Annotated in this window: 9 protein-coding genes, 1 tRNA gene and 1 pseudogene; 5 read left to right on the top strand and 6 right to left on the bottom strand. The window is 72.8% G+C overall.

Going from position 1 to position 12759, the window contains the following annotated elements:
• Positions 1-11 precede the first annotated feature (11 nt).
• Positions 12-1430, top strand: coding sequence for an NAD(P)/FAD-dependent oxidoreductase (locus ACSHXN_RS12775; RefSeq protein ID WP_355131893.1), 1419 nt, complete (start codon positions 12-14; stop codon positions 1428-1430).
• Positions 1431-1577: 147 nt separating this feature from the next.
• Positions 1578-3386: a chitinase gene (locus ACSHXN_RS12770; RefSeq protein ID WP_355140801.1), complete on the top strand. Its 1809-nt coding sequence runs from the start codon at positions 1578-1580 to the stop codon at positions 3384-3386.
• Here ACSHXN_RS12770 and ACSHXN_RS12765 read toward each other — a convergent pair.
• The 5 genes and pseudogenes from ACSHXN_RS12765 to gabT form a co-directional block, all read right to left on the bottom strand.
• On the bottom strand, positions 3325-4041 hold the full coding sequence (locus ACSHXN_RS12765) for a phosphatase PAP2 family protein (RefSeq protein ID WP_356113557.1): 717 nt from the start codon (positions 4039-4041) through the stop codon (positions 3325-3327). The two genes, ACSHXN_RS12770 and ACSHXN_RS12765, sit on opposite strands and share 62 nt — an antisense overlap.
• 140 nt (positions 4042-4181) lie before the next feature.
• Positions 4182-4256 (bottom strand) — tRNA-Arg (locus ACSHXN_RS12760).
• Positions 4257-4329: 73 nt separating this feature from the next.
• Entirely contained in the window at positions 4330-4524 is a 195-nt protein-coding gene (locus tag ACSHXN_RS12755; protein WP_438303125.1) for a hypothetical protein, read from the bottom strand.
• Positions 4525-4774: 250 nt separating this feature from the next.
• Positions 4775-4957 (bottom strand): annotated as a pseudogene (locus tag ACSHXN_RS12750) (phosphatase PAP2 family protein); the annotation flags it as partial.
• Between the two features lie 156 nt (positions 4958-5113).
• Positions 5114-6448 carry a 4-aminobutyrate--2-oxoglutarate transaminase gene (gabT, locus tag ACSHXN_RS12745; protein ID WP_355140798.1) on the bottom strand — a complete coding sequence of 445 codons (1335 nt, stop codon included), beginning with the start codon at positions 6446-6448 and terminating at the stop codon, positions 5114-5116.
• 305 nt (positions 6449-6753) lie between these two features.
• On the opposite strand from gabT, the gene ACSHXN_RS12740 reads away from it, so the two are divergent.
• The 3 genes from ACSHXN_RS12740 (at position 6754) to ACSHXN_RS12730 (ending at position 12300) form a co-directional block, all read left to right on the top strand.
• The gene (locus ACSHXN_RS12740; RefSeq protein WP_355140797.1) at positions 6754-8874 is read left to right on the top strand and encodes an ATP-binding protein; all 2121 of its coding nucleotides are present in this window, start codon (positions 6754-6756) and stop codon (positions 8872-8874) included.
• Positions 8875-9042: 168 nt separating this feature from the next.
• Positions 9043-10710 carry a PucR family transcriptional regulator gene (locus ACSHXN_RS12735; RefSeq protein ID WP_355140796.1) on the top strand — a complete coding sequence of 556 codons (1668 nt, stop codon included), beginning with the start codon at positions 9043-9045 and terminating at the stop codon, positions 10708-10710.
• 144 nt (positions 10711-10854) lie between these two features.
• Entirely contained in the window at positions 10855-12300 is a 1446-nt protein-coding gene (locus tag ACSHXN_RS12730; protein WP_438303124.1) for an aldehyde dehydrogenase family protein, read from the top strand.
• Here the strand turns inward: ACSHXN_RS12730 and ACSHXN_RS12725 are convergent.
• The gene (locus tag ACSHXN_RS12725) at positions 12281-12694 is read right to left on the bottom strand and encodes a hypothetical protein (RefSeq protein ID WP_356296404.1); all 414 of its coding nucleotides are present in this window, start codon (positions 12692-12694) and stop codon (positions 12281-12283) included. The genes ACSHXN_RS12730 and ACSHXN_RS12725 overlap by 20 nt on opposite strands.
• Between the last annotated feature and the right edge of the window lie 65 nt (positions 12695-12759).

Here is a 12759-nt window from a genome sequence, read left to right as displayed (position 1 = left end):
GAGTTGACATCATGGCCCCGAGCGCCATGACCCGTTGGACCACATCTCTTTCCGAAGCCCAGCCGGTCCCGTACTGGCTGGAGGACCCGGGCAGGCCCCACCCCGAACCCGCCCTGACCGGCGCCGAGACCTGCGATCTGCTGGTCGTCGGCGGCGGCTACAGCGGGCTGTGGACCGCGCTCATCGCCAAGGAGCGCGATCCGCAGCGGGACGTCGTACTGCTCGAGGGGCGCGAGGCGGGCTGGGCCGCCTCGGGCCGCAACGGCGGCTTCTGCGCCGCCTCCCTCACACACGGCCTGGCCAACGGCGTCGCCCGCTGGCCCGACGAGATCCACAAGCTGCAGGAGCTGGGCGCCCGCAATCTCGACGAGATCGAGAAGGCGGTCGCCCGCCACTCTCTGGACTGCGACTTCGAGCGCACCGGCGAGATCGATGTGGCGACCGAGACGTACCAGGCCTTCGAACTCCGCGACTGGTACGAGGAGACGGTGCGCCGGGGGCTTGCCGAGGACACCGAGTTCCTGGACGGGGAGGCGGTGCGGGAGCAGGTCGACTCGCCGACCTTCGTCGCCGGTCTGTACGACCGCCGGGGCGTCGCGTTGGTCCACCCGGCCAAGCTGGCCTGGGGGCTCAAGCGGGCCTGCCTCCGGCTGGGCGTCCGGGTCTACGAGCGCACGCCCGCGCTCACCCTGAAGCCGTACGGGGCCGGCATGGCCGTGCGCACCCCCTACGGCCGGGTGCGCGCCCGCCGCGTCGCACTCGGCACCAACATCTTCCCGAACCTGGTCAGGCGGGTCCGCTCCTACACCGTGCCGGTCTACGACTACGCGCTGATGACGGAGCCGCTGAGCCCCGACCGGCTGGCGTCCATCGGCTGGAGCAAGCGCCAGGGCCTCGGCGACTCGGCCAACCAGTTCCACTACTTCCGGCTCTCCGCCGACAACCGCATCCTGTGGGGCGGCTACGACGCGATCTACTCGTACGGCGGCCGGGTGCGGGCCGAGTACGACGACCGCCCGGAGACGTACGCGAAGCTCGCCGAGCACTTCTTCGGCTGCTTCCCGCAGTTGGAGGGCGTCCGTTTCACGCATGCGTGGGGCGGCGCGATCGACACCTGCTCGCGCTTCTCGGCGTTCTTCGGGACGGCGTACCGGGAGAGGGTGGCGTACGCGGCCGGCTACACGGGCCTCGGTGTCGGGGCCACCCGCTTCGGTGCCGAGGTGATGCTCGACCTGCTGGCGGGGGAGCGCACGGAGCGGACCGAGCTGGAGATGGTCCGCAAGAAGCCCCTGCCGTTCCCGCCGGAGCCCTTCGCCTGGACCGGCATCGCACTGACCAAGTGGTCCCTGGCCCGTGCCGACGCGCACGACGGTCGGCGCAACCTCTGGCTGAAGACGATGGACCGGCTGGGCCTGGGCTTCGACAGCTGACCCGGACCGCGGGCGGGGGGCCTGCCGGGAATTCCCGGCAGGCCCCCCGCCCGCGGTCCGCTACCGGCGGAGGTCTTGACAACCGAATTGGTCTGGACCAAGTTGGGCGCGCTCCACCCTCCAATTCCCCCATGCCCGGAGGCACTTGTGGATCGCATCAGACCCCTCGTCCGGCGACGGCTGCTGGCCGTGTGCACGGCGACGGCGCTGGCCCTGCCCGGCCTGGCGGCCCTCGCTCCGGCCGCCCGCGCGGCGGACGTGGACCTCGCGCGCAACGGCGGCTTCGAGTCCGGCCTCGACGGCTGGAGCTGTACCGCCGGCACCACCGTCGGCTCCCCGGTGCACAGCGGCACCGCGGCCCTGCGGGCGACCCCGGCCGGCAGCGACAACGCCCAGTGCAGCCAGACGGTGACGGTGCAACCGAACGCGCAGTACACGCTCGCCGGCCAGGTCCGCGGCAGCTACGTCTACCTGGGCGCGAGCGGCACCGGCACCACCGACGTGTCCACCTGGACCCAGTCGGCGACGGACTGGCAGCAGCTCACGACGACCTTCCGCACCGGCCCCACCACCACCAAGGTCACGATCTACACGCACGGCTGGTACGGCACGGGCGCCTACTACGCCGACGACATCTCGCTGGTCGGACCGGGCGCGGTCGCGGGCCAGCCGCCCGCCGCGCCGTCCGGGCTGAGGACCGGCACCGTCACCTCGTCGAGCGTCGCCCTGTCCTGGTCGGCGGTCACGGGCGCCACGAGCTATGCCGTCTACCGGGACGGCGCGAGGGTCCAGACGGTCGCCGGCACATCGGCCACCGTGACCGGCCTGGCGCCCGCCACGGCGTACGCCTTCCAGGTGGCGGCCGTGAACGACGCGGGGGAGTCCGCGAAGTCGGCGGCGGTGACCGCGACGACCGCCACGGGATCGGGGGGCTCCGTCGGCCTCCCGGCGCACGCCCTGGTCGGCTACCTCCACGCGAGCTTCGCCAACGGCTCCGGGTACACGCGCCTCGCGGACGTCCCCGACAGCTGGGACGTCATCGACCTCGCCTTCGGCGAACCCACCTCCGTCACCTCGGGCGACATCCGCTTCACCCGGTGCCCGGTCACCGAGTGCGCCGGCGTGGAGAGCGACGCCGACTTCAAGGCGGCCGTCAAGGCCAAGCAGGCGGCCGGCAAGAAGGTGCTGATATCGATCGGCGGCCAGAACGGCCAGGTGCAGCTGACGACCACGGCGGCCCGGGACGCGTTCGTCTCCTCGGTCTCGAAGATCATCGACACCTACGGCCTCGACGGCCTGGACATCGACTTCGAGGGCCACTCGCTGTCCCTGAACGCGAACGACACGGACTTCAGGAACCCGACGACCCCGGTGATCGTCAACCTGATCTCGGCCCTGAAGACGCTGAAGGCCAGATACGGCTCCGCGTTCGTGCTGACGATGGCCCCGGAGACGTTCTTCGTCCAGATGGGCTACCAGTACTACGGCACGGGCAAGTGGGGCGGTCAGGATCCCCGGTGCGGGGCGTACCTCCCGGTGATTTACGCCCTGCGCGACGATCTCACGCTGCTGCACGTCCAGGACTACAACTCCGGCCCGATCATGGGCCTCGACAACCAGTACCACTCCATGGGCGGGGCGGACTTCCACATCGCGATGACCGACATGCTCCTCACCGGCTTCCCGGTGGCGGGCGACCCGAACAACGTCTTCCCGGCGCTGCGGCCCGACCAGGTGGCGATCGGCATGCCGGCGTCGACCAACGCGGGCAACGGCTATGTGGCCCCGTCGGAGGTGACGAAGACCCTGGACTGCCTGACCAGGAAGGCGAACTGCGGTTCGTACACCACCCACGGGACCTGGCCCGGCCTGCGCGGCCTGATGACGTGGTCGATCAACTGGGACCGGTTCGGGAGCTGGGAGTTCCAGCGGACGTTCGACGGCTACTTCGGCTGAGGCAGAGCCACAGCGAGTACAGCAGCATCGCGCACAGGATCCAACTGCCCAGCACGTCCAGGGGCCAGTGGTAACCGCTGCGGACCAGCCCGAAGGCGACGCCCGCGTTCAGGGTGAGCCAGACGGCCAGGAGCTGGAGGCGGGCCTGGGGCGTGTGCAGCCAGGGCGACAGGACCAGGGCCGCCGCGCCGTAGGCGATCATCGCGGTGGCCGTGTGCCCCGACGGATAGAAGCCCGTGACCGGGCCCATGAGCGGTGGGCCCGGCCGGGCGAACAGCGTCTTCAAGGCGAGGATCAGCACGGGATAGACCGCCGTCAGTCCGGCCGCGGCGGCGGGCGGCAGCCACCATCGCTGCGCACCCGCGTCCCGGCCCCGCTGGGCGACCCAGGTCAGCACGATGACCAGCAGCGGAACGGCGATGGTGGCGCTGCCCAGGTCGGCGAGGAGTTCGGAGACCCGGCTCGGACGGACCAGGGCCCTGCCCAGCCGTTCGTCCACCCGCACCAGCGGCCCGCGGACGGCGACCTGCCAGGAGAGCAGGAGGAAGAGAAGGCCCAGTGGGACCAGAACGCGAGCCGGCCGCCCCGGGAGCGGTGGCATTCCACCGTGCACCGCGGGCGCTTCCTCGAGGTCCGGCTCCGGGATGGGCGACACGGTGTACAGCTTCGCAGGCAGTCCGGCCGGCAGTACCCGCGGGTGCCCGCGCGTGGCGGGTGCGGCATCCCTGAGCGGTACGACGACACCCGCCGCGCGGCCCAACGCGGGGCCCTCCTGCCAGGCAGGCGGCAGGAGAGCGGAACCGGCCGGATGCGAACCGGCGTCCTCGCGATGTCGGAGACCGGGCGCGGCGACCTCTGCGCTACGGTCCCGCCCGGGCGACAGGCCGGCCGTGGGCCGGACGGCACAGCGTCCGGTTGTCGCCGGGGCGGTGCGTCCGGGCCGTCACCCCGGCCCGGTCCCGGTCCTCACGCCGACGGCACGGCACTGGGGGCACACCGGTTGGGCATTGCGGCCGTACCGGCAGGTCAGTCCCTGGCAGCGGGCGCAGGGGCCGATCTGTTCCGGGGAGCAGCCCAGCACGAGTGCGGCGGACACCCGGTCCGTCGTGGGGTCGATGCGTCTGGGCGCCTCGTCCATATGTCCGAATGTAGCGACCGTGGACGCTTCGGTGGATCCGCCCGGGTGTGCGGGGAATCGCCGTCCGGCGCCCGGCTCGTCGGGCGGCCGGGTGGAGTGGGGTCCTCGGCGGGCGATCCGTGCGACGACGTGCGCGTGGGGCCGGCCGGCGCCGCGCCCGGGTCCGGACACGCCGAAGGGCCGGCACAAGGGGGGGGTGTGTGCCGGCCCTTCGGGTGGACAGCTCTCCCGTCTACGTCCCGTGACCTGCTTGCGCGGGTGCGACGGGGGTGGTTCCGAGGCGGCCGTCCGGATCGGGGTGCCGCCCGCCCCGGGGGGTTTGGGGCGTGCGGCCGTCCGATCGGTGAGGAGATCCAGAGCCGGAAGCTCCGGGTGTGTGCGCGAGGGCACGACCAGGTCGAAGCTGGGGAGGCCTCGGCCCGATGTCACCCACAGTCCCCTGTGGGTGGGGTGTTTCTCTCATCTGGGTAGAACCTACGGCAGGGAAAACGGCTCCGACAGCCGGAAGGGCGTCTTGCCATCCACCTCGCACACGTTCTTCACACCCTCTGACCTCCGCCGCCCCGGTGGCGGCGGAGGAGGTCAGGGTTCAGATGCGCGAGAAGGCCTGCTCGATGATGTCGAGGCCCTCGTTCAGCAGGTCCTGGCCGATGACGAGCGGGGGCAGGAAGCGCAGCACGTTGCCGTAGGTGCCGCAGGTCAGGACGAGCAGACCCTCCTGGTGGCAGGCCTTGGCCAGTGCGCCGGTGGCCTCCGGGTTCGGCTCCTTGGTGGCGCGGTCCTTGACCAGCTCGATCGCGATCATCGCACCGCGGCCGCGGATGTCGCCGATGATGTCGAACTTCTCGGCCATCGCCGTGAGGCGGGCCTTCATGGTCTCCTCGATCTCCTTCGCCCGGGCGTTGAGGTCGAACTCCTTCATCGTCTCGATCGCGCCGAGCGCACCCGCGCAGGCGACCGGGTTGCCGCCGTAGGTGCCACCGAGGCCGCCCGAGTGCGCGGCGTCCATGATCTCGGCGCGGCCGGTGACGGCGGCGAGCGGCAGACCGCCCGCGATGCCCTTGGCGGTGGTGATCAGGTCCGGGACGATGCCCTCGTCCTCGCAGGCGAACCACTGGCCGGTGCGGCAGAAGCCGGACTGGATCTCGTCGGCGACGAAGACGATGCCGTTGTCCGTGGCGAACTTGCGCAGCGCGGGCAGGAAGCCCTTCGCGGGCTCGATGAAGCCGCCCTCGCCGAGCACCGGCTCGATGATGATCGCGGCCACGTTGTCCGCGCCGACCTGCTTGGTGATCTGGTCGATGGCCTGCGCGGCGGCCTCGGGGCCGCAGTTGTCCGGACCGGTCGGCCAGCGGTACGCGTACGCCAGCGGCATGCGGTAGACCTCGGGCGCGAACGGGCCGAAGCCGTGCTTGTACGGCATGTTCTTGGACGTCAGCGCCATCGTCAGGTTGGTCCGGCCGTGGTAGCCGTGGTCGAAGACGACGACCGCCTGACGCTTGGTGTAGGCGCGGGCGATCTTGACCGCGTTCTCGACGGCCTCGGCGCCCGAGTTGAACAGCGCGGACTTCTTGGCGTGGTCACCCGGGGTGAGCTCGGCCAGCGCCTCGGCGACGGCGACGTAGCCCTCGTACGGCGTGACCATGAAACAGGTGTGGGTGAAGTCCTGCAGCTGCGCGGAGGCACGGCGTACGACGGCCTCGGCGGAGGCGCCCACGGACGTCACCGCGATGCCGGAGCCGAAGTCGATCAGACGGTTGCCGTCGACGTCCTCGATGATCCCGCCGCCCGCACGCGTGGTGAAGACCGGCAGCACGGAGCCCACGCCCTGCGCGACCGCGGCGGTACGGCGGGCCTGCAGCTCCTGCGACTTCGGGCCGGGGATGGCGGTGACGACGCGACGCTCCTGGGGAAGTGCGGTCATGGGGGCTCCCTGATGATCGTGCGAACCGGCCCGGGGACTCGGCGCACCCGCGCTGCGGTGGGCCGGATGTTCCGGGCGGGGGTGCTTTTCGGACGCTTACCTTCTTTTCTCGCAGGCTAAGGCGGGCAACGGAAGGTGGGCATGCTCCATGTGGGCGCCTTGGCCGCCTCCGCTTGTCCGTGGTGGACATAGCGTGCGGGGGCGCGCCCCCGCGGTCCCGGCCGCATATGCGGCGAACTCCCTTGGCGGGGGCGCTAGATTGACTCGCGGACGGTGCACGGAGCGGCTGGTCAGGGGGCAGGACGATGGACAGCGACGGGACGCAGGACGCACGGGTCGCGCGGGCCGGTTCCGTGCCGCGTCCGGCGGGACCGCCCCAGGTGCCGCCCCGGCCGGCGCACGCCCCCGGGACACCACCGCCCCCGGACGGTCCCGCGTTCCTGGCCTGGGTGCGGGCGCCACGGCCGCAGGCGGCGCCCGGCGTGTGGCGCTTCGGCCACCGGCCGCGGCCCGCACAGGAGCCCGAGCGGACGCCGACCCGGCAGCTGCTCGGCGGAGCACTCATCGCCTTCCTGGTGGGCTGGCTGATCTGGTCGCTGCTGTGGAACGGCTACCTCGGCGGCTGGTGGGTCGTCCCCCTCGAGCTGTTCACCCCCGGCTCCTGGCGCCACAGCGGCGACCGCGTCGGGAACGCCTTCCTCTGGTACGGCTACTACACGCTCATCGCCCTCGCGATCATGATCACCGTCGGCAAGCTGGGCCGCTGGGGTGAGGTCTGGCGGCGGTTCGGGCCGCCCGCGTGGCGCGCCGCCGAGCCGCCCGTGAACGAGCGGCCCCCGGCGCCCGAGGAGGACCCCGCGCAGTGGAACCAGCTGCGCGCCGCGGGGGCGCAGGACGCCGCCGACCGGCTCGCCGCCGACGCCCGCGCGGGACGTATGCGCGATGTCGACCACGCCCGTATCGCGCGCGCCTGGCAGGGCGTGCACAGCGGCCGGCACAGTCTCGCCGCCTTCACCGGCGCGGTCCTCAAGGAGGGCGCGGCCGCCTGTCTGCACCCCTCCGGGGAGCGCGACCTGCCGGCCCGGCTCGCCGTGCACGATCTGATCACCGGACAGGTACGGCTCGGTTCCACCGTCGACGATCCCCGCAACCCCTACGCCTTCCGCGGGTCCGGGCTCGCCCTCGGCCCCGATCTGCTGGGCACCTCCCTGGTCGCGGTGGGGCCCGCGGGTTCCGGCAAGACCGGCTCGGTGGTCCGGCCCCTCGCGGAGTCGCTGTGTCTGCAGGCGCTGGCCGGACGGGCCGCCGTGGTCGTCGTCGGCGCGGCGGGTGCGGGCCTGGGGCCCGCGGACGCCTATGACGTCGTCGTCCGCATCGGCCATCCCGAATCCGTCTACGACCTCGACCTGTACGGCGGGACCACCGACCCGGACGAGGCGGCGGCGGTGCTGGCCGAGGCGCTCGTGGGCGATCTCGCCGACCCCCATCCCGGCGGGGACAGCCGCCGCTCCACGACCGTGCTGGCCCAGCTCCTCGGTCCGTACCGGGCCGTGCACGGCCGGTTCCCGTCCGTGCCGGAACTGCGGCAGCTCCTGGACGGCGCGTCCGGTCCGCTCGCCGCGCTGCGCAAGGCCCTGCAGGACACCGGGCGTGACTCGCTGCTGCGGGAGCTCGACGCGCGCGAGCGGCAGGCGGCACACCCGGGCGATGTGGGAAGTGTCCTCGCCGACCGGGTCGCCCTGCTCGACCGGCCCGCCTTCGCCCCCTTCTTCGACACCTCCGGGCAGTCCCGGCCGTTCTCGCTGCGGGCCCTGGACCATCCGGTGCGCGTCCGGATCGACCTGCCCGAGCGCGGTCACGCGGATGCCTCCCGCATCCTCGCGCGGCTGGTGCTCGCCCAGTTCACGGCCAGTGTCGCGACGCGCGAGGACCGGTCCCTCTTCGCATGTCTGGTGCTCGACGACGCGACGGGCGTGGTGACTCCCGAGTCCGTCCGGGGTATCCAGCGGCTGCGCTCCGCGAACGCCGGAACCGTGCTCACCCTGCGCACCCTCGACGACGTGCCCCGGCCCCTGCGCGGCCCGCTCCTCGGTGCCACCGGCTGCCGGATGGCCCTGTCCGGACTCACCCCCTGGGACGGGCAGGACTTCGCCGAGGTGTGGGGCAAGGAGTGGATCGAGGCGCGGGACGTCACCGACCGGCAGATCATCGCCGAGACCCCGGCGGGCAAGGCGCTGCACGCGCTGCGCCGGGTGATCACCGGACGTGCGCCGACCGCCCGCGCGGTGACCGTCCGCCAGGTCGAACGCGAACGGTGGTCCGCCTCCGAACTGGCGCATGCGGTCCCTCCCGGGCACGCGGTGCTCTCGCTGACGAATGTGAAGGGTGAGCACGCGCCTCCGCTGCTGGTGGACCTGCGGGGCTGAGTACGGCGGTCGGATGTCCGGGCTTCCGGGCCCACGGTGACCGTACGGTGAGGCAGAATCGGCATAGGCCGTTCATACGCGGCGGCCAAAGGATCACAAAGATCACAGAGTCCGTGACGGATCGCGGATTCCGTGAAGAAACCCCGTCCGCGCCGACCTGAAGGCCTCATGCCCCCGACGCTCGCCTCGCTCGTCCACCACTCCGCGCTGAAGCTGACCGTGCGCGCGGGCGAGGACCATCTGGACGTCCCCGTCCGCTGGGCGCACGTCAGCGAACTCGCCGACCCCGTGCCCTACATGGAGGGCGGCGAACTGCTGCTGATCACGGCGCTGAAACTGGACGCCGACGATCCCGAGGCCATGGGCCGCTATGTGAGGCGGCTGGTGGGCGCGGGAGTGGTCGGGCTCGGATTCGCCGTCGGGGTGAACTACGACGACATCCCGAAGGCCCTGGTGGACGCGGCGCGGGAGGAGGGGCTGCCGCTGCTGGAGGTGCCGCGGCGCACCCCCTTCCTCGCCATCAGCAAGGCCGTCTCCGCCGCCATAGCGGCCGACCAGTACCGGGCCGTGACCGCGGGCTTCGCCGCGCAGCGGGAGCTGACCAAGCAGGCCCTGACCGACGGTCCCGAGGGGCTGCTCGCAGCGCTCGCCGGGCAGGTCGACGGCTGGGCCGCGCTCTACGACGCCTCGGGTGCCGTCGTCGCGGCCGCACCCGAGTGGGCGGGGCGGCGGGCCGCACGGCTCACCGCCGACGTGGAGCGGCTGCGGGAGCGGCCCGCGCCGGCCAGTTCCGTGGTGGGAGGGCCGAGCGGTGAGGACCGGGTCGAGCTGCACTCCCTGGGGACCGGGCGGCGCCCGCGCGCCGCGCTCGCCGTGGGCACGGCCGCCGCGCCGGGCACCGCCGAGCGGTACGCCGTCCACTCCGCGATCGCCCTGCTGACCCTCACCACCGAGCGGTCCCGGTCTCTGCACGCCGCAGAGCAGCGGATCGGGGCCGCCGTGCTGCGCATGCTGCTGGCCGGGGAGCCGGACCACGCCCGCGCGGTGGCCGGAGACCTGTACGGCGACCTCCTCGACGCGCCCTTCCGGCTGATCCTCGCCGAGTCGGCGTCCGCGTCGGCGGCCCGTGCGCACGCCGACGGTCATGCGCGCACGGCGCCCACGGCACCGGCCGCCGCGGTGCTCGCCGCCGCCGACATGAACGGCGATCCGCTGAACGGTCTTGCCGAGATCGTCGAGTCCGCCGCGGCGCGCTCCGGCGAGGCGGTGCTCGTCGTTCCCGAGGGGGAGCGGCTGGTGGTGCTCGCCACCGACGGGGGAGCCGCCGTCGCCGCCTGCCAGGAGTACGCGCTCGCGGTGCAGGCCGCACGGGCCGCGACGCTGGAACAGGCGACAGCCGACGAGGACGAGCTGGTGGTGGGTCTGTCCGCGCCCGCGGGTCCGATCGCCGCGGCCGCCGCGTACAAGCAGGCCGAACAGGCGCTGTCGGTGGCCCGGCGCCGCGGTCGGTCGCTGGTCGAGCACGAGGAACTGGCGGCCGGCTCGGTACTGCCGCTGCTCGCGGACGACGCGGTGCGCGCCTTCGCTGACGGACTGCTGCGCGCCCTGCGCGAACACGACGCCACGGGGCGGGGCGACCTGGTCGCCTCGTTGCGGGCCTGGCTGTCCCGCCACGGCCAGTGGGACGCGGCGGCGGCCGACCTCGGCGTCCACCGCCACACGCTGCGCTACCGGATGCGGCGGGTCGAGGAGATCCTCGGGCGTTCGCTCGACGATCCGGACGTACGCATGGAGCTGTGGCTGGCACTGAAGGCGACGGCTGCGGCGGGGGAGTGATCGCCGCTCGTCCGCGCCTGTACAAGGCGTAGAACACCCGCCCTGTACTGCTACTCCCCGGACAAACGACCCATCGCCGCCCCGGGCCTACCGTGGACCACGAACTCCACGCACCACCAACCTCGGAAGGGCCGGGACCCGATCATGACCTCCACCCACGCCTTCTGGCTCGCCGGCCGCCGGGCCACCGGTGAGACCACCTTCGACGTCACCTCACCGTGGGACGGCCGGCTCGTCGGCAAGGTCAGCGCTCCCACCGAGGCCCAGGTCGAGGAGGCGGTGGCCGCCGCGTACGCCGTACGGGACGAGTTCGCCGCCACGCCGGCCCACGTCCGCGCCGCCGCCCTCGACCATGTGTCCAAGCGCCTCGCCGAGCGCACCGAAGAGATCGCGCAGCTGATCTCCGCCGAGAACGGCAAGCCCGTCAAGTGGGCCCGCGGTGAGGTCGGCCGTGCCGTCTCCGTGTTCCGGTTCGCGGCCGAGGAGGCCCGTCGCTTCAACGGCGGCGAGGCCCAGCGCCTGGACACCGACGCCGGCGGCCAGGGCCGGCTGGCGCTGACCCGCCGCTTCCCGAAGGGTGTCGTCCTCGGCATCGCGCCGTTCAACTTCCCGCTGAACCTGTGCGCCCACAAGATCGCCCCCGCCATCGCCGCGGGCGCCCCGATCATCCTCAAGCCGGCGCCCGCCACCCCGCTGTCCGGCCTGATCATCGGTGACCTGCTCGCCGAGACCGACCTGCCCGCCGGGTCCTGGTCGATCCTGCCGGTCGGCAACGACCGCATGCCCGCCCTGGTCCAGGACGAGCGGCTGCCCGTCATCTCCTTCACGGGCTCCGACCGGGTCGGCTACGCGATCATGGACTCGGTACCGCGCAAGCACCTCACCCTGGAGCTCGGCGGCAACGGCGCGGCCGTCGTCCTCGGTGACTACGCGAGCGACGCGGACCTGGACTGGGCCGCGAGCCGCATCGCCACCTTCTCCAACTACCAGGGCGGCCAGTCCTGCATCTCCGTGCAGCGTGTGATCGCCGACGCGGCGATCTACGAGCGGCTGCTGCCGCGCATCGTCGCGGCCGTCGAGGCGCAGGTCACCGGCGACCCCTCGGACGATGCGACGGACGTCGGCCCGCTGGTGAGCGAGGACGCGGCGAAGCGTGTGGAGACCTGGGTCGACGAGGCCGTCGCCGCCGGCGCCACGCTCCTGGCGGGCGGCAAGCGTGACGGCGCCTCCTATGCGCCGACCGTGCTGACCGACGTGCCGGCCGAGGCGACCATCTCCTGCGAGGAGGTCTTCGGACCGGTTCTCACCGTGCGGAAGGTGGACGGCGAGGCCGAGGCCTTCGCCGCCGTCAACGACTCCAAGTACGGCCTCCAGGCAGGCGTGTTCACCCACGACCTGCAGAGCGCCTTCCGTGCGCACCGTGCGCTGGAGGTGGGCGGTGTCGTCATCGGCGACGTGCCTTCCTACCGCGCGGACCAGATGCCGTACGGCGGCGTCAAGCAGTCCGGTGTGGGACGCGAGGGCGTGAAGTTCGCGATGGACGACTACACCTACGAGCGCGTCCTGGTCCTCACGGGCCTCGCCCTCTGAGACCACGGTCCCACCGACGGCCGAAGCCCGCTGTGCGGGGGCTTCGGCCGTCGGCGTCGGTGGAGTCCGGCTCGATGCAACCCCGGCCTTCGACCCAGCCCGGCGGCCAGTTCTGCCCGGCCTCGTCGACGGCGTCCCCGAAGACTCGGGCCGACTCCTCGTCGTCGAAGCGTTCGGTCCGCCGGTCTCCCGACGCCGCCCCGCCCTCCCTCCACCGCTCCTGGTAGCCGGTCACTCGACCGTCGGCGAGGTCCTCGACGTCCGGCAGTCCGGACGGCACCTGACCGACGTGCGTTCCGGGTCCCTCGTCCTGGTACGGCGCATCCTGCGCGGCCTGTTCACCGCCCTGCGCGCGGCCTCGCGCAACGCGACGGCCCCGCAGAAGACCGAGCACACCGAGGACCAGGAGGAGCAGCCCGCATCCTGTCCCCGGCGACCAGCCCGTCGCCCCTGGTGGAG

This window comes from Streptomyces sp. HUAS TT11, from assembly GCF_051553595.1.
Taxonomy (GTDB): domain Bacteria; phylum Actinomycetota; class Actinomycetes; order Streptomycetales; family Streptomycetaceae; genus Streptomyces.
Note: the sequence above shows the minus strand (reverse complement) of the source record. Positions and strands in the feature narration are given on the sequence as shown.

Bases quoted from the DNA above. Each gene is read 5' to 3' on its own strand.
- gabT (WP_355140798.1), bottom strand. From the start codon at position 6,448: ATGACCGCACTTCCCCAGGAGCGTCGCGTCGTCACCGCCATCCCCGGC.
- ACSHXN_RS12775 (WP_355131893.1), top strand. From the start codon at position 12: ATGGCCCCGAGCGCCATGACCCGTTGGACCACATCTCTTTCCGAAGCC.
- ACSHXN_RS12735 (WP_355140796.1), top strand. From the start codon at position 9,043: ATGCCCCCGACGCTCGCCTCGCTCGTCCACCACTCCGCGCTGAAGCTG.
- ACSHXN_RS12730 (WP_438303124.1), top strand. From the start codon at position 10,855: ATGACCTCCACCCACGCCTTCTGGCTCGCCGGCCGCCGGGCCACCGGT.
- ACSHXN_RS12755 (WP_438303125.1), bottom strand. From the start codon at position 4,524: ATGGACGAGGCGCCCAGACGCATCGACCCCACGACGGACCGGGTGTCC.
- ACSHXN_RS12740 (WP_355140797.1), top strand. From the start codon at position 6,754: ATGGACAGCGACGGGACGCAGGACGCACGGGTCGCGCGGGCCGGTTCC.